The organism is Chamaesiphon minutus PCC 6605 (assembly GCF_000317145.1).
GTDB lineage: Bacteria > Cyanobacteriota > Cyanobacteriia > Cyanobacteriales > Chamaesiphonaceae > Chamaesiphon > Chamaesiphon minutus.
In genome coordinates this window covers 60,946-77,277 of sequence record NC_020053.1, presented here as the reverse complement: position 1 = coordinate 77,277, position 16,332 = coordinate 60,946, and the positions used below count along the sequence as shown (strand labels likewise).

14 protein-coding genes and 1 pseudogene are annotated in these 16,332 nt (G+C 44.4%); 8 read left to right on the top strand and 7 right to left on the bottom strand.

All coding sequences use genetic code 11. The features are described 5' to 3' along the window. Window positions 1-218 precede the first annotated feature (218 nt). The 3 genes from CHA6605_RS29175 to CHA6605_RS29165 all read right to left on the bottom strand — a co-directional run bounded on the left by CHA6605_RS29175 (window position 219) and on the right by CHA6605_RS29165 (window position 5,866). A complete protein-coding gene (locus tag CHA6605_RS29175; protein ID WP_015328763.1) occupies window positions 219-3,353 on the bottom strand; it encodes an efflux RND transporter permease subunit in 3,135 nt (1,044 codons plus the stop codon). Window positions 3,354-3,494: 141 nt separating this feature from the next. Beyond that, window positions 3,495-3,755: a hypothetical protein gene (locus tag CHA6605_RS29170; RefSeq protein ID WP_015328762.1), complete on the bottom strand. Its 261-nt coding sequence runs from the start codon at window positions 3,753-3,755 to the stop codon at window positions 3,495-3,497. Between the two features lie 122 nt (window positions 3,756-3,877). After that, on the bottom strand, window positions 3,878-5,866 hold the full coding sequence (locus tag CHA6605_RS29165) for an efflux RND transporter periplasmic adaptor subunit (protein ID WP_015328761.1): 1,989 nt from the start codon (window positions 5,864-5,866) through the stop codon (window positions 3,878-3,880). A 222-nt stretch (window positions 5,867-6,088) separates the two neighbouring features. Here CHA6605_RS29165 and CHA6605_RS29160 point away from each other — a divergent pair, with 222 nt between their 5' ends. Next, window positions 6,089-7,699, top strand: coding sequence for a TolC family protein (locus tag CHA6605_RS29160; protein ID WP_015328760.1), 1,611 nt, complete (start codon window positions 6,089-6,091; stop codon window positions 7,697-7,699). A gap of 123 nt (window positions 7,700-7,822) precedes the next feature. Here the strand turns inward: CHA6605_RS29160 and CHA6605_RS29155 are convergent, their stop codons facing one another. From CHA6605_RS29155 to CHA6605_RS29140, 3 genes are all read right to left on the bottom strand, one after another. Beyond that, complete coding sequence (locus CHA6605_RS29155; RefSeq protein WP_015328759.1) at window positions 7,823-8,059, bottom strand: hypothetical protein; 237 nt, start codon at window positions 8,057-8,059, stop codon at window positions 7,823-7,825. A 405-nt stretch (window positions 8,060-8,464) separates the two neighbouring features. Next, the gene (locus CHA6605_RS32225) at window positions 8,465-8,839 is read right to left on the bottom strand and encodes a hypothetical protein (RefSeq protein ID WP_015328758.1); all 375 of its coding nucleotides are present in this window, start codon (window positions 8,837-8,839) and stop codon (window positions 8,465-8,467) included. A 409-nt stretch (window positions 8,840-9,248) separates the two neighbouring features. Beyond that, window positions 9,249-9,926: a DUF305 domain-containing protein gene (locus CHA6605_RS29140; protein WP_015328757.1), complete on the bottom strand. Its 678-nt coding sequence runs from the start codon at window positions 9,924-9,926 to the stop codon at window positions 9,249-9,251. A gap of 199 nt (window positions 9,927-10,125) precedes the next feature. On the opposite strand from CHA6605_RS29140, the gene rppA reads away from it, so the two are divergent. The 4 genes and pseudogenes from rppA to CHA6605_RS29120 form a co-directional block, all read left to right on the top strand. Further along, on the top strand, window positions 10,126-10,848 hold the full coding sequence (gene rppA, locus CHA6605_RS29135; RefSeq protein WP_015328756.1) for a two-component system response regulator RppA: 723 nt from the start codon (window positions 10,126-10,128) through the stop codon (window positions 10,846-10,848). Window positions 10,849-10,872: 24 nt separating this feature from the next. Beyond that, entirely contained in the window at window positions 10,873-12,288 is a 1,416-nt protein-coding gene (gene rppB / locus CHA6605_RS29130) for a two-component system sensor histidine kinase RppB (RefSeq protein ID WP_015328755.1), read from the top strand. A gap of 188 nt (window positions 12,289-12,476) precedes the next feature. Next, complete coding sequence (locus CHA6605_RS29125) at window positions 12,477-12,755, top strand: NAD(P)H-binding protein (RefSeq protein WP_232432340.1); 279 nt, start codon at window positions 12,477-12,479, stop codon at window positions 12,753-12,755. Window positions 12,756-13,337: 582 nt separating this feature from the next. Continuing rightward, window positions 13,338-13,778, top strand: a pseudogene (locus CHA6605_RS29120) (NAD(P)H-binding protein); the annotation flags it as partial. Window positions 13,779-13,837: 59 nt separating this feature from the next. Here CHA6605_RS29120 and CHA6605_RS29115 read toward each other — a convergent pair. Next, window positions 13,838-14,158, bottom strand: a complete 321-nt coding sequence (locus CHA6605_RS29115; RefSeq protein WP_015328754.1) for a TRADD-N-associated membrane domain-containing protein — start codon at window positions 14,156-14,158, stop codon at window positions 13,838-13,840. Window positions 14,159-14,310: 152 nt separating this feature from the next. Between CHA6605_RS29115 and CHA6605_RS35965 the strand changes: the two genes are divergently transcribed. The 3 genes from CHA6605_RS35965 (at window position 14,311) to CHA6605_RS37435 (ending at window position 16,318) form a co-directional block, all read left to right on the top strand. Further along, window positions 14,311-14,793, top strand: a complete 483-nt coding sequence (locus tag CHA6605_RS35965) for a hypothetical protein (protein WP_051039054.1) — start codon at window positions 14,311-14,313, stop codon at window positions 14,791-14,793. A 126-nt stretch (window positions 14,794-14,919) separates the two neighbouring features. Further along, on the top strand, window positions 14,920-16,035 hold the full coding sequence (locus tag CHA6605_RS35960) for an NACHT domain-containing protein (protein ID WP_232432339.1): 1,116 nt from the start codon (window positions 14,920-14,922) through the stop codon (window positions 16,033-16,035). Between the two features lie 154 nt (window positions 16,036-16,189). Further along, the gene (locus CHA6605_RS37435) at window positions 16,190-16,318 is read left to right on the top strand and encodes a hypothetical protein (protein ID WP_422678774.1); all 129 of its coding nucleotides are present in this window, start codon (window positions 16,190-16,192) and stop codon (window positions 16,316-16,318) included. Window positions 16,319-16,332 lie beyond the last annotated feature (14 nt).

The window sequence follows — 16,332 nt, the reverse complement described above, 5'->3', positions numbered from 1 at the left end:
CTATCTCTAGTCCTGGAAATGTGTCGGCTGTTATGTTCTGCATTTCTACTTCTAGCTGGATCGGGGCGAACCGAAGAGCGAGCTAACTTTTTCGTCTCTACTGAATCGATATAATTCTCGATGATAAAAACTAGATAAAAGATCGATCTAAGAATTAAACAAGTGTTGAATTTAAGCTAGTTTATTCTAACAAATATTGTTGTTGGGATTGGTATAGTTTATATGTGCATGAAAAATTGTTCTACCTTGGGTTCTTCCACTTTTTTCGGAAATAAATGCTTCCCAAACTTGGCATATAGAGCGGGTAATACCAATAACGTAATCGCAGTAGAAGTAAATAAACCACCAAATACAACGATCGATAAAGGTTGTAATAATTCCTGTCCCGATCCGCCTTGAAATACCATCGGTGCTAAACCTAAGCCTGAAGTTAAAGCCGTCATCAAGATGGCATTTAGTCGCTCCATCGAACCTTTAACAATGATTTCCTTCATGGGCATTCCTTCGGCATATTTAGTATTGTAGTTATCTACTAGTAATAACCCGTTCCGAGTTGCCACCCCAAACAAGGATACAAATCCCACTAGAGACGCGATCGAAATTACGCCACCCGTCAGAGCCACCGCAATGACCCCGCCTACCAAAGCAATTGGTAAGTTAATCATAATCATTAGCGTTGACGGGATAGATTTAACGGAAAGATACATCAAGACAGTAATTGCCACAAACGCGATCGCGCCAAAAACTAAAATGTTTTTAGTGGCACGTTCTTCAGCTTCAAACTGACCTGCATATTGAATAAAATATCCCGTCGGCAATTGGACGTTGCTTTTAACTTTAGCTTCGATCTCAGAAACGAGCGAGCGAATATCGCGACCTTTGGCATTAGCTGATACGACGATTAAGCGCGAAACATTTTCCCGATTGATAGTATTTGGCCCCTTCCCTTGCTCGATCTTGGCGATACTAGCTAACGGGATTTTTTGATTGTTGGGAGTATCGATTAAGAGATTGCGAATGGTTTCTAGACTCTGCCGTGCTTCGGGTTTCAACCAGACAACTAAATCGAAAGATTGTTGATTTTCGAGCACTTTAGAAACGACCCTACCATTGAGGGCAGTTTCAATCGTCTCAGATAAATCTCCCACTGTATGCCCGTAACGACTAGCTGCATCACGATCGAATTTAATTTGAATCTGCGGTACTGGAATTTGGGGTTCGAGTTGTAAATCGACAACACCATTGACTGTTGCCATTTGTTTTTCTACTTCTTGCCCAATTTTCCGTAACTCGGCTAAGTCAGAACCGAAAATTTTTACCGCGATCGAACTTCGCACCCCCGACAAAACTTCATCCATCCGATGTTGTAAAAAACCGCCGATATTTGCGGCTGCACCTGGAATTTTCTCGAATGCTTGGCGCATTACTTTGAGCGATTCTTGCCGATCTTCCATCCCTAGTTTACTGATTTCGACATCAACGTGAGCCAGATTCACACCTGCGGCATCAGAGTCACCAGCGGCGCGTCCGGCACGAGTTTGAATGAATGTAAACCGCTTATCATTTTTCAATGACTCTTCGACGACATGACCCGCTTTGGTGCTAACTTCGAGGGAAACAGTTGGGTAGGACAATAGTGTATTTACCATCGTTTGCTCCTGAAACTCTGGTAAAAATGCTCTGCCAAAAGAGGGAATAACTATCATTGATGCGACGGTTAAAACCGTAGCAGTTCCCATGATTAACAGGGGATTTTTCATCGAGAAATTCAAACACGCGTTATAAATTGCCTTGCAAAATCTCGCCAGCCACGGTTCTCGCTGTGATACCTTAGTAGCAGGCAGTAAAATCGCACACAAAGCTGGAGAAACAAGTAGAGATTCTAAACTAGAAACGACAACTACTGCTAAGTAAGCAATCCCCATTGGGGTGAAAATCTTCCCTTCAATCCCTGGTAATGTAAAGATTGGTGAGAAGACAATAATTCCAATAATCGTCGCACCTAAGAGTGAATCGCGCACTTCTTGAGAACCTTCAAAAATGATTTCCAGCGGGGTGAGTGGATCGCCTTCAGCTTTATTTTCACGCAAGCGACGATAAGTATTTTCACCATAGACGATCGCATCATCGATCGCCGTGCCAATTGCTACCGCCAAGCCGCCTAATGTCATGGTATTCAAACCAACTCCCAACCATGACAGGACTAACATCCCAAATAGTAATGTCAAGAAAAAGTCTAATAAACACACCGTTAGAATTCGCCAATTCAACAGAAATGGAATCAAGATAATTGCAGCAATAATACTACCTTGGATCAACGAAGAACGCACATTATCGACGGAAGATTCGATATAACTATCTTGACGAAAAGTGGTCTTAACTTGAATATCTTTGGGCAAGCCAACTTTAATTTCGGCGACCGCTTTTTCCACCGCACGGCTGACAGTCGGCGTATCAAAGCTGGGTTGCTTATTCACCATCACGATAATTGCTGGCTTACCGTTAAAACTACCATCGCCCCGTTTTAATGCCGCACCAATTTGGACATCAGCGACATCTTGCAATCTAACAGGGGTGCCATTGCGGGATACAATTGTCGATTTCTGGAGATCTTCGATCGATTCGATCCTCCCGATCCCCCGAATCAATTTCTCAGTATCGGGAGTAATAAAAAAACCACCTGCGGCATTGACATTCGCTTTTCTAGTCGCTTGGGCAACTTGGTCTAGAGTAATATTAAAAGCTGCTAATTTGACGGGATCGACTAGTACTTGAAACTGTCGCTCGTCGCCACCGAACACCAAAACTTGACTGACTCCTGGCACGGCGAGGAGGCGATTTGTCACTTGCCAATCGACAATCCGCCGAGCTGCCATTAAGGAATTTGGACTAGCACTCTGCTCGCCATCGGCGACGGTAAAAGCATACTGCACCACCAACCCGACGGGAGAAGTGGTGGGGGACATTTGGGGCGGTTCGACTCCTGGCGGTAGCTTACTGACAGCTTGTTGCAGTCGCTCGGTAATCAGTTGACGTGCCTGATAAATGTCAGTTGACCAACCAAAGACCGTCCGCACTACTGAAATTCCCGCCGCACTCGACGAACGCACGGCTGTGACTCCAGGCGTACCATTAATCGCACTTTCGATCGGTAATGTTACTAGCGATTCTACTTCCTCTGGTGCGAGTCCGGGGGCTTCGGTTTGGATTTCCACTTGCGGCGGCGCAAAAGCTGGCAACACATCCAGCGGCATCTGGGGAATGACATAAACCGTCCACAATGAGACGATAACAGTGGCGATTACGACCAGCCAACGACGGTTAATTACCCACTGAACGATATTTCCGAGCATTTTTAGTGTTAGATATGAGGATAAGTATCAGCGTAAAATTGCAATCATAATGACAATTGCACTCAATACCACCAGTCACCGCTGTGCGATCGACCATTTAATTAGCGAACCGAGCGTAAAAATAATTAATAGTCAACGATCTTAATAAAACCAGCCGATATAGGGAGGTTCGGCATCATCATCATCTTCTGTCTCCTCGATAACGATCGCCCGATCTCGATCGGGATCTGACTCTGACATTGATAATTCATCGGCGGCAGTAGCTGGCACTCGTGCCTGTGAATCTATTGAAGCGGCTGCCATGCGATCGCGTTTGTTACCGAGCCACAAGGCACCACCGATAATAACGCCCAAGAATAGGACTAAACCCCAAATTAGATTGACAGTAAGTGTTTGATTCATAACAGCAGGATGGGTTGTTCGCTGGGTTACTCTCGCCACAGCCACCAGCTAAGTTTCAGGTAATTTCGACCGCACCTGTCTGGGTAAAACTGGGCAATCGATATCGATACTGTGCTAGCGAGTCAGCGATTCTCGTTCCGAGAGGCTTCGCCAACGTCTCGCGAAGTAGCACCGATCTGTGGATATCGAGCGGAGTTTGGATAACTATGGTGTTTGGGATCTTCCTCAATTGCGGGTATTTCCTCATTGGGCAGATAATTCAGTTCGTCCTCTGGCTCGATAAAATCAGTCGAACTATTGGCGTTCCGTTCGCTTCTTTTCTTTAACCACCAAGCACTACCGCCGAGAATGCCCGCAACAGGTACTAATCCCCAAATGAGATAAGTTGGTATTTGGTTTTGACTAACAGCTTCAGGTTTGGCTGCTGTTGTTGTTTTCTCCTCACTAGCTGGCTGCTTTTTTAAAGATTGGGCATAGAGTTGAGGCGCGCGTTTATTGACGACCAGATCGCCAGCAAATAGTCCGGTCTTGACTTCGACTAGATCGCCAACAGTTTGTCCGAGGGTGACGGTTGTGGGCTGATAGCTGTCGCCACTTTTGACATATACTAATTTCTCTTGGTCTGCTTCTACTACCGCACTAGCCGGAATTACGACGACAGGGATAGTAATTTGACTTGTCGCCAGCTTGATTTCGGCGAAAGTTCCGGCTTTGAGTAGCCCCTGGCTATTATCCAAGGTTGCTTGAACGGGTACTACACGGCTCTGGGAGTCTACTGCCGTCCCAATTCGCGAGATTTGACCTGAAAACACTCGCTCGCTTGCTCCAGGCACTTTCACACTAACCTGCTGACCGATTTTTAATCGTCCTAAATCCCGTTCGTAGATATTTGCCGTTGCCAACACTTGTCGATCGTCAGTAATCGTCATTAACCTCGCACCAGCATCGGCGACAGACTGCCCGATCGTGATTTCGCGATCGGCGATCGTCCCATCGATCGGGGCGGTAACGGTGACGATCCCCTCAGCATTAGCCCGATTTCCCAATTGTGCCAGTCGCCCCTGGTAACTAGCATCGCTGAGTTTGAGCTGAGTTTGGGCGGCGGTTACGGCTGAGTTCGCTCTTTGGAGTTGAGCGTTGGCTTCGACTACCGATTTTTGGTTCATCGCTCTAGCCAATTGCCCTGTGGCTTCGGCTACTTGCTTTTCGGCATCCCGCAATTCTCGCAGGGGCAAATCGGTTTCAGCTTTTCGCAATTCTGTTTCTGCACTCAAAACTCCAGGCTGACTTTGCGCTTTGACTAATGCAGTTCTCGCCTCGGCTAGTTTAGCCTGAGATTCCAACATCTGACGGCGTGCCAGTGCCCCACTCTTAACTAGTTCTACATCCTTTTGGTACCGTTCCTGAGCTAACTCTAGTTCGGTTCGAGCGGAGCTAATTTCGGCGGTGGCAATTTGTTGTTGACGCTGATAGCTATTTTTTGCCGCTCGGACGATCGAGCCACTTTTGACGAGTTGTTGCTCTCGCGCCAGCCTAGATTTAGCCGCAGCTAATTGACTCCGAGCCTGATTGGTTTCAGCGGTGGCGATTTCGACGATTTTTTGGTAGCTCTGTTGGGCGAGGTTGCGATCGGTTTGAGCTTGTTGGAGCAGCGCGAGGGCTGTCGATTTCTTTTCGAGAGAACTGGTTCGTAAGTCATTGAGTTCGGGGCTAGAGAGCGTCGCGAGGATTTGCCCTACTTTGACTCTAGCCCCAGGTTGTACCAAAAGCTGAACGAGTTTACCCCGAATCGGTGCGGTGACTTCGACCTTTTTACTAGGTAATAATTCAATTTGTCCGGTAGCAGAAATTTCGACATTCAAACTTTGTTTTTTGGCAGCGACTGTTTGCACGCCAATCTGTTGAGCGGTTGCTCCATCGATCTGCACCTTGGTACTTTTCGTTCCATCTTGAGAGCCAAATTCATTACCATGCCCGCCATGAGCGAGTACTGATGGCGATACTAGCGAGATCCAGACGGGTAGTAATAGCCAGCTTAACCACCCCACTACGCGGACGGCTGGAGTGAGATTTGAAGATGAAGCTATGTGTGATTTGGTATTTATAGCCATAGTTGCTCAACTAAACGCCGATAGTTCCTAGTTTTGCAGTGCTAGATGAAATTCAGGTGAATTAAATTCATCTAAATTTCACTAACGGATTTTAAACTGAGTGCTTGACCGATTCAATTGCGAGTTGTTACTAGCGTCTAATATTGGGAGTAATTCTTTGGCACAGCCGCTGGAGCAAGAGCAGCTCGCGAGCTAAATACCCGATCTCTTAGACAATCAAACATGCCAACTCTAATCAAATTGATTCATATATTAAATAGAAAGAGCGAACATTCACAAAAGATTTTGCTCCAACAGACAGATTTACAAATTAGTTGCCTGCCAATTAAAGCTGGAGCATCTTCACCGAACGATTCTCCGCAGGAGAGACTACCCCAACGCCAAATAGCGATCGGATTGCCAACAATTGGGGCGATTATTGTGCTGGGATTGGGCGGATTAGGTAGAATCGAATCCACTCAGGCAAAATCTCTGGATTCTGCAAGTATCGATAAATCGTCACAGATTCTCGCCCAAACTACTCCTGCAACCCCAACACCTAACAATAATATCAAGCTTCAAAATAATCTCAATCTTCCCAAAACAGGTAATGAGGTTCGGATTACTGGCAACAAATCTATCACTCTGCAACAGGCACTCGACATCGCATTTGGTAACAATCGGGAAGTTCAAGCCGCTCGGCTGACAGTAAATCGCTCTAAAGTCGGAATTATTGAAGCGCAAGCCGCTCAAGCAGTGCAAGTAGGTTTGAGAAGTGCCGTCCAAAATCAAGGATCGCCATTAATTGTCGGGACACAATCTCAATTTGGCAACAGCACTAGTACGAACATCCAAGGCAGCCTCCAAGCCACCTATAGTATCCTGAGCGCAGGTCGAAACCAGAGTAGCGTTCGCGCCGCCCAAGAGCAAGTTAACTTCGACAGGCTCGATCTGGTGCGAATCGAACAATTGGTACGCGATCAGGTCATCACAGCATACTACGATCTCCAAGCCGCCGATTCATCCGTCATCATCAATCAAGCCGCCGTCGCGGATGCAACCCGTAGTTTGAGCGAGGCTCAACTCCAAGAAAAAGCTGGTGTAGGTACGAGATTTGACATCCTCCGCGCTCAAGTCCAACTGGCTACTGCTAATCAAGATCTCACCAACGCTCAAGGACAACAGCAAACCGCCCGTAAAAGGATCGCCCAGCGACTGAGTGTCGATAACAATACTGAATTTAAAGCTGCCGATACCGTGCGTGAGTTAGGGGCTTGGGGCTATTCTTTGGAAGATAGTGTGGTTTTAGCATACAAAAATCGCCCCGAAGTTAAGCAACAACTAGCCCGCCGCACCATCAGCCAACAACAACAAATTGTAGCTGCTGCGGCTGACTCCGCTCAGGTCGATCTTTTTGCCAACTACACTTTGGGCAAAAGTCTAACAGCTTCTACTTCTGCCCAAGATAATTATAGTATCGGCGCACAGTTGAGGTGGAACTTCTTTGATGGTGGTTTTGCCAGAGCTGGCTCAAACAGAGAACGAGTCAATCAAGAGATTTTTGAAAACCAGTTCACAACCACCCGCAATCAAATCCGATTTGAAGTCGAACAAGCCTACAACAGTCTCAACTCCAATCAAAAAAATATCGCGACTTCTGCTCAAGCTCTCCAACAAGCTGAGGAAAGTCTCAAACTAGCTCGTCTGCGCTTTCAGGCGGGGGTGGGTACGCAAACTGATGTCATTCAAGCCCAGACTGCTCTGGCTCGCGCTCGTGGCAATCGCATCACGGCGATTATCGATTACAATCGCGCCTTATCTAGTCTGCGTGTCGCAACACTTACAGGTGAATAAATCGATCGAGCAGAGCGTTAGCGTTTTATAAATCAATAAGGGAAGTGCAGCAGTTGCCGCACTTCCCTTAAAATTCAACTAAGTTTTTGATGTGGTCTAATTTTCTTGGCTACGAATACCAACTTAGGCTTTCGATGCTTTCGATACTTTCTTTGGTTTATTTATTTTCTTGCCTGTAGGATGTTTGTGAGGTTTTCCTTGTTTGTTAAACATAGCTACTTCATGAGTTTGGGTGCGAACCGATAGTGGACTGGATTTAGAAGCATTATTGTTAGATTCATTGGCATAGCTAGCTTGACTCAAGACTAGAGTAACCATCATGCTAGCAATAGCACCCGTTAAAATGTTTTGTTTTTTCATTTGGAGTAACTCTCGATTGATTTCCAGATGTGAAGCCGTTTACAGCATTTATTAAAATCGTGAATTTCACGCTATATGCAGATCGGACATCGTTCAATTGTATAATTGCAACCGACATATTTTATTGCAATGCAAAATACTGTATCCAGCTATATATAGCTTACGCGCTTAATATGAAATTTAAGTGAAATTTTAAACTCAATATTCATCTAATTTAGTTAGCACAACTTTAGCATCTAATTATGTCAGACTAAAATTTGGATAAGCGTTCGCTATGACGATCGCCACAAAAAATCACCTCAAAGCTTGAGGTGATAAGAAGCTCAATTGTTACGCAGGATCTGGGATTTTCAAATATTTGTTAGACAGCTCTGTAACATTGGGAGCGAACTATACACGTCTAGTTTAAAACCGCATCGATCTCAACTGAAGACTGACATAATTCATATAACTGAGATCGGAGATTGCCTGTGGTGGTAGTCTTTTAGAATCAATTGCGGCTTTAACTAAATCTTTAGCAGTAATTTTTCCAGTACCGATCTCATAAATAAACGAGCCAAATCCAGGAATAGAATGATCCCGATATTGACCCTGATAAGCACTAGTAACTAATTCAAATGGAGTAATATATCCTGAAGAAGGGCGATCTGCTGCTAGCATTAATGGTTGAGATACTTCTGGCTTTGTCACTACTTCAGTTTTACCTCGTGCTTCTACAGGTGTATTTGCAGCTAATGAAATGGCAACAACTGCTATGCCGATCGACAGATAACGTTTCATAAAATATACCTTTTACTTTGGATCGAATAACCTCTCTATTTACAGATTAACAATGTGATATGAAATTCTAATGAAAATACAATGAAATCGAGGTGAATTTATAGGTTTGAATAAAAATTCAATACAACTTGCAACTAATCGTAGCTCGATACTTTTTTCTAAATTCAGCTATTTCTCTATCTAAACATAGCTTAACATCATCAAAATTCAGTCTGCGATATTGAAGTAATTTTACGGCTCTTAATCCCCACGAAAATTCGTATTCTGGATTACTAATCCGATCTAGATTAACCTGAAACAAGCTTGGATCGACCTGGAGCGTGACACACTTCTGTCAAAATTCAAACAAGGGGTGTAAGCGATTGCTTACACCCCCATTCACACTTCAGATGAGATAAAATTTTACTAACTATCTACTTGCAGACCATTCTCTCTGCCATTGAGTCATCTGAGCGATCTCTGCCTGTTGAGATGTAATTATATTTCGAGCGAGTTTTTGCATCTCTGGACGTTTGGATTTTTTCAATAAATCTTGCCCCATTGTCACGGCACCTTGATGATGGGGAATCATCGCATCGAGAAATCTGCGATCGAATCCAGCATCGGCTTTACCCAATGACATACTCATCATCATCGATTGTTTATGTTCGGCTGTCATTGCCATTTCATGATTCATAGCAGTGTGCCACATCATCGGTGTTGCCGATGCTTTGGGATACCATTGTTTGCGCCACTGCTGCATCTGAGCGATTTCTTTTTTCTGTTCGGTGATAATACCTTTAGCTAGCTTAATTAGTTCGGGTCGTTTGGATTTTTGGAGAACTTCTTGAGCCATAACTAAGGCACCTTGGTGATGGGGAATCATACTATCGATAAAGCGCAGGTCGTAGTTAGCATCAGCAGGCCCGATATCCATATTATGATTCATACCACCGTGGTTCATGCCACCGTGGTTCATCCCCCCTGAGTTTTGGGCAAGTGTTGAATTTGACCCCCGATTTGTTAAATTAGCAATCGCTAAGGAGCCGAAACCAATCCCGCCTAAGATGAGAGCAATCGGTGCGAGTAATTTAACTTTAGAATTCATAAGTGCTAGAAATAATTATAATGTTGACATTACATAAGATCCTAGCGAGATGAGATGAAATTGAGATGAAATAATCAGTTAAGCTAAGATTTCATCTCAATTTCATCTAGTTAGGCGACGATCGTAGTTATAAAGATTTTACAGATCGAAGATAAACCAGACTCAGGTGCCCTTAATTAGGGAACGATTACGGTTAAGTATGAAAATTTTACTCATCGAAGACGAACCAGACTTGGGTAGCATCATCCAGAAAATCCTTTCTCGCCATCAATATGTAGTAGATTGGGCGGAAGATGGCAAAACTGGCTGGGAATATTTAACCAACGATCGCTTGCGTAGCATCTCCGCTGGCGAAACAACCTATGCGTTGGCAATAATCGATTGGATGTTGCCCAAAATGTCTGGAATCGAGATCTGTCAGCGATTACGAGCAGAAAAATATACTCTACCCATCCTGATGTTGACTGCCAAAGATCGGATGGAGAATAAAATTACCGGATTGGATGCAGGAGCTGATGATTATCTAGTCAAACCCTTTAGGATGGAAGAACTCCTTGCTAGACTTCGCGCTCTGCAACGCCGCGCCCAAGTATTTCAAGCAGAGCGATTGCAAGTGGGAAATCTGCGACTAGACTATGATAATAATGCAGTCGTGACGATCGATTCCCAGGGACGCGAACAGTCTGGGAGTCTGACAGCTAAAGAATTTCAACTCTTAGAATACCTGATGCAACATCCCGATCGCACCCTCACCCACGACCAAATTCGCAATCGGATTTGGCCGCTCGATTCGGAGTCAGCGAGTAATGTTGTCGCCGCCCAAATTCGGCTATTACGGAAAAAGTTAGCTGAATTAGGCTGTGAGAGTTCGATTGAGACTATGCGCGGATTTGGATACCGTCTCAATTCTATTCATAAATAAATAGATAATTATCGATCGTTAACAGTGCATCAAAATCGCCTATTCAATCGTACTCGCATTCAACTAACTATTACCTATGCGCTCGTCATTGGTTCGATCGCCTTGCTGTGTGGCTTAGCGATCCATTTAGTGATGGTTAGAGCATTCGCTCGAACGGTCGATCGAGAATTAAACACTTTAGCTGGCACCGTACACGATACGCTGGAAGCTGTTTTACAACAGCCGGAAATAGTAAATCCCGTTGTGATGAATGTACTTCCTGGACTGTGTATAGTCGGACAGGAATGTTTGCCAGTTAAACCCCATTCTAAAATTGCCGAACTGACAAAAAAACAAGGCTACTGTCTGCGATTGTTGAACTTAAAAGGTCAAACGATTGCGACTTTGGGATCGAAGCAACACAAGTTTACCGGAAACGTCGCTTTGCCAAGAGAGAATAAAATCCCAACTATGGATTGGGAAACTATTACTGACGATCGTGGCGAACGCTATCACTTTCATACAATACCACTCAAAACGATCAACAATCGCGACTGGGGTTATCTTCAAGTTGCCCAATCCTTCGATCGATTAGATGAATACATGAGTAGTCTACATCTAATTCTAATCTTTGGGATTCCACTAGCAATGTTACTAATTGGCGGGGCTAGTTGGTGGCTCTCAGGTTTGGCAATCGAACCAATTTACCAGTCGTACCAACAAATTCAGCAGTTTACCGCCGATGCCGCCCACGAACTGAGAACGCCGCTAGCTGTCACCAGCATAGCCGTAGAAAATGCTTTAGATGTCGAAGTAATCGAGCCGGAAACTCGCAATAATTGGGAAATTGCCCAGCGTCAAATTCGCCACCTCACTCGTCTAGCTGAGGATTTGCTGTGGCTATCGCGGTTGGAGGCGAAGCAATTACCCATGCAGTTTCAGCCCTGCTGTTTGAACGATTTAGTCAGCGATTTAGAAGAAGAATTAGCTCCAATAGCACTCGCTAATCCAATCGATCTCCGCTTAGAAATTCTAGTCAAACAGCCAATCTATGTTATGGGCGATAGCGACAGGCTGTATCGAGCGATCGCCAATTTGATTAATAATGCCATTCAATATACCCCTACCGACGGAGTAGTCACGATTCGCTTAGAATCATCAGAGCGTCACGCGATCGTCACCATCCAAGATAATGGGATTGGCATTGCGGAGGCAGATTTACCACATATTTTCGATCGCTTTTATCGAGTACAAGCCGATCGTTGGCGGAGCCTCTCCTCTGGAGAATCGCGGAATACAGGCGGAACGGGATTGGGTTTAGCGATCGTGCGGGCGATCGTCCAGGCACATCATGGCAGTATCGAAGTTGATAGTCAACTAGATCTAGGTACTAAATTTATAGTGCGGCTACCAATTAAAGCCACTCCTAGCAAAATGTCTAGCCAGAATCAGATTGTATAGTTTCAATTTTCTACCCGATCGATGGATGCGGTAACGGTACTTTCAAGGAACACCTGCTGTTTCTACCCGATCTGGCAGGGTACAGGGAAATTGAAGCAGCGATCTTCCTCTTTCCAGAAAGAGATCGTTCCAACAGCGGAATGTGGGTGATAGGATTTGGATTAAAGCGATCGCTCATCCATAAACTTATGACAACTTCCGGCTCAATTTTTCTTGCTGGTGCTAGCCGTGGTGTCGGCCATCAAATTGCCCGCATTTTGGCTACCCAAAATTTGCCTGTATTGGCTTTGATTCGATCGCCTGCTTCCCAATCCGATCTTCAGGCGATGAACGTGGAAACGATAGTGGGTGATGCCCTCAACCTGAGCGATGTTATCAATGCCATGAACGGTCGAATTAGTGCGATCGTTAGTACGATCGGCGGGTATGGCAACGATTCGTGTAAAACTGTATCACGACAGGCTTAAAATCCTTGTATAGCAATACTTTCAAAGATCCGTTTTTGCAATGGTCATGAACCGTTTTACTATTTTTCCGAATAAGAGAGATTTAACCTGCTTAAATTAGTTATCTATTTCAAATTTGAAACACAATTTATCCTGGAACAGGGAGCCGCATTATCACATTCTAGATGGTAAAAGTTATCTCTGAGTAATAGTTTCAACTCGTATAGGCTGCTTGTCAAAACCCGATCACTGCTGATTCTTAAGTGATATAAGTCAACCCAATTGATCGCTAACTGTTGAAACGAGCGTTCCGTCGTCGATCAATAACAATTTCTCATGAATTGTTAAACTACAGATGTTCGATACCTAGCCCAGTACATACTACATGGTGCTAATTAACTGAGCGATTGCATCATAGGTAGAGTGACAGAATCGCTCAAATAGACCATCCACAGTACTTTGAGATGAATCGCTGAATTAAACCATCGATCAAAGCGGCAAAATGGTTCATACCCATGAGAGAAATCGATCTTCCAAAGCATTGCTGTACAGAGGTTTTAAGCCTGCCATGATACAGTTTTGCACAAATCGTTGTCGTACCCCATCGGCGGACTGCCCCAGGATGGACAGCGAGCGGATTTCCTTGGCAATAAACACTTAATTGATGCGGCGGTGAAGAATGGGGTCAGTCGGTTTATTCTAGTTTCCTCCCTCGGTGCGGGTGCCACCAAAGATGCCATTCCAGCGACTGCCTATGCAGCCTTGGCATCTGTACTAGCTGATAAGGAAAAGGCCGAGCAATACCTGATGGATAGTGGCTTGAATTACACGATCGTCCGTCCCGGTGGTTTGAAATCGGAGCCAGCTACGGGGAATGGGGTGTTGACCTTGGATACTCATGTAGCTGGCAGCATTACACGATCGGACGTGGCCACTTTGGTATGTCGTTGTCTGGCATCGGACGCGGCTCAAAATCGGGTGTTATCGGCATTCGATAAAAACATGGTCTACGGCACGGCAGCGTATCGAGAGTTCGTGGTGTAATGCGCCCGATGAGGATGAGAATTTTGCATCTCAAGGTCGATCTCTAAGTTTAGATTAGTTCAGTCATACCTCATCATTCGATCTAATCGATGATTCGCTGCTGTGGCAATTTTCTCAAACCGATTGTTAGCTAAGAATCCACAGAGAGAAGTCAGAACACCGATGGTTATTTGTCCCTTTAGCACTAGAATTATGCCGATAAAATCGCCCACGCTTGAGATTCCCGTTACAACTAGGGCACAATAAGAGCTAATCCGTGCCTGATTTACTCGATCTATCCAAATCGCTCGTTCGATCTCTCGATCGATCTCTCGATCGTGCCTAAAAGTATTAGCGGAAGGATTATTGAGAAGTATCGATAAGTTTTTGAGTGATAGCATAAATGTGATTTGGAGATAACTTGATTCAGCGTCATAGGTAATTTCGCCTTATCTCCATTAGCTCATAAAATCCTCAATACGCTGTCCAGCAAATGTGTTCGAGTTTTGTTCGACCGTCCAAGTACTGTCCGAGTATTTTCCGATAATTCACAATGGCAAGTTATAGAGCAAGTGAAGAGGGCATCAAAAAGGCTAAGGCTGCATTGAAATTTTATCCAAATAAGTCCAAAACACATTTAGCTGGTGTAGTAGATGGCGTGGGTGGTAAAGAGGGCGTATCCCGCACCACAGTGAACAATTTTTTCGCAGGACAACCCGTTCACTGTGAAATTTTTCAGAATATCTGTAAGGCTTTAAAATTGGATTGGCGATCGATCGCCAATGTAGAGATAGAAGAAATAGACGCAGAATTAACTTCAGAGATTGATAGCCTCGTTCAAACCATCCGTCAACAAGTCAGTGATGATATCCTCCACCGCTGCGGTAAGATGCGGATTCTGGATATGGAACAGCCGATCGAGTATGGTGACATCTACACCAGTGTCAATATTCTAGAAAAGAGCGCGGGCAGAACTCGCTCGGAAATTAACAAAATGTTGGCTCATTGCCAAAGAGAGGATTTCGACCGCCGCTAGGCGGCGCGCAAGCTTCGACCGTTTTTAGGTAAAGTTACACAGGCGCGAGTACCAGGGATAGAGGCAGTAAATCTGCACGATAAACTGATGATCTTGGGTAAACCAGGAGCAGGTAAAACCACCTTTATGAAGCAGTTAGCGATGCTTTGTTGTGGTAGTAACTTTCAACCGGAAAGAGTGCCCATTTTTGTGACGCTGAAGGACTTTGCTGAAGCACCAGCACAGCCGAGTGTCCTAGAATATATCGATCGTCAATGGGTAGACCGTGGGGTCACGGCGACCGCAAAGACACTGCTCAGTGCAGGTCGAGCATTAGTATTGCTGGATGGTTTGGATGAAGTGCGAGAAATCGACCACGATCGAGTGCGGAAGGCGATCGAGAATTTTACTAATTTATATCGGAAATGCCAGATTGTAATTACTTGCCGGATTGCCGCATGGGAATACAAGTTTGAGCATTTTACCGAAGTAGAGGTTGCAGATTTTGATGAAAAGCAGATTGCTGAATTTATCAACAAATGGTTTCAGGCTAAAGGCAAACCACTTACAGCCGAGCGAATGCTATCGAAGCTAAAAGAGCGCGAGCCAGTCATGGAATTGGCAACGAATCCGCTGCTATTGACCTTGCTGTGTTTGATTTTTGGAGAGGGATCGGAGTTCCCCAGCAATCGCTCGGAATTGTATAAAGAAGGGCTGGATGTGCTGCTGAAAAAGTGGGATGCCAAACGCGATATCGAGCGACATCAAGTGTATAAAAAGTTATCACTCAAAAGGAAGGAAGATTTATTAAGTCAGATAGCCTTCGACACATTCGATCGGGGTGAGTACTTCTTTAAACAAAGCACGGTAGAACGCCATATTACCGACTATATTCGCAATATATCAGGTGCGGCGACAGATGAAGAGGCTTTGCAGCTAGATAGTGAATTGGTATTGCGATCGATTATGGCGCAACATGGTTTATTAGTCGAACGCGCCAAGGGAATTTTTTCTTTTTCTCATCTCACTTTTCACGAGTACTTTACAGCGAAGTGGATTGTGGATAGTTTTGCAGTTCATGGCGATCTATTATTTCTAAAGTCAGTTAAAAATGTTAGCGAGCGACGCTGGCGGGAAGTATTCTTTTTGCTATTGGGAATGCTCCCTAATGCTAGCTCTCATCTGCTAAAAATCAAGAAAGAAATTGATGGGATACTAGCTGGTGATGAGAGCCATTACCAATGCTCAAATGCTCAAATGTAGCGATGAGTTTTTGGACGAGCTAAAAAATCTAAAGCAGCAGATTCCGCTTCAATCCGAAAATTTTGCTCAATCGCAACAAAAATTACTAGCAGTGCTAATTAAATATCGAAATTTTGGTTATGACTAGCAACTTACACAACAACAAAAAGATAGTATCTACAGGTATTATAATGCTAACAACCTTTTAAGAGAATGCTTAGAATTAAAAGATGAATGCTATATTGACATCGCCACTCGTCAGTACATTACGGATACTTTTTGTTTGATAGAGAATCAAAGATAGCTTAAATAGTATCA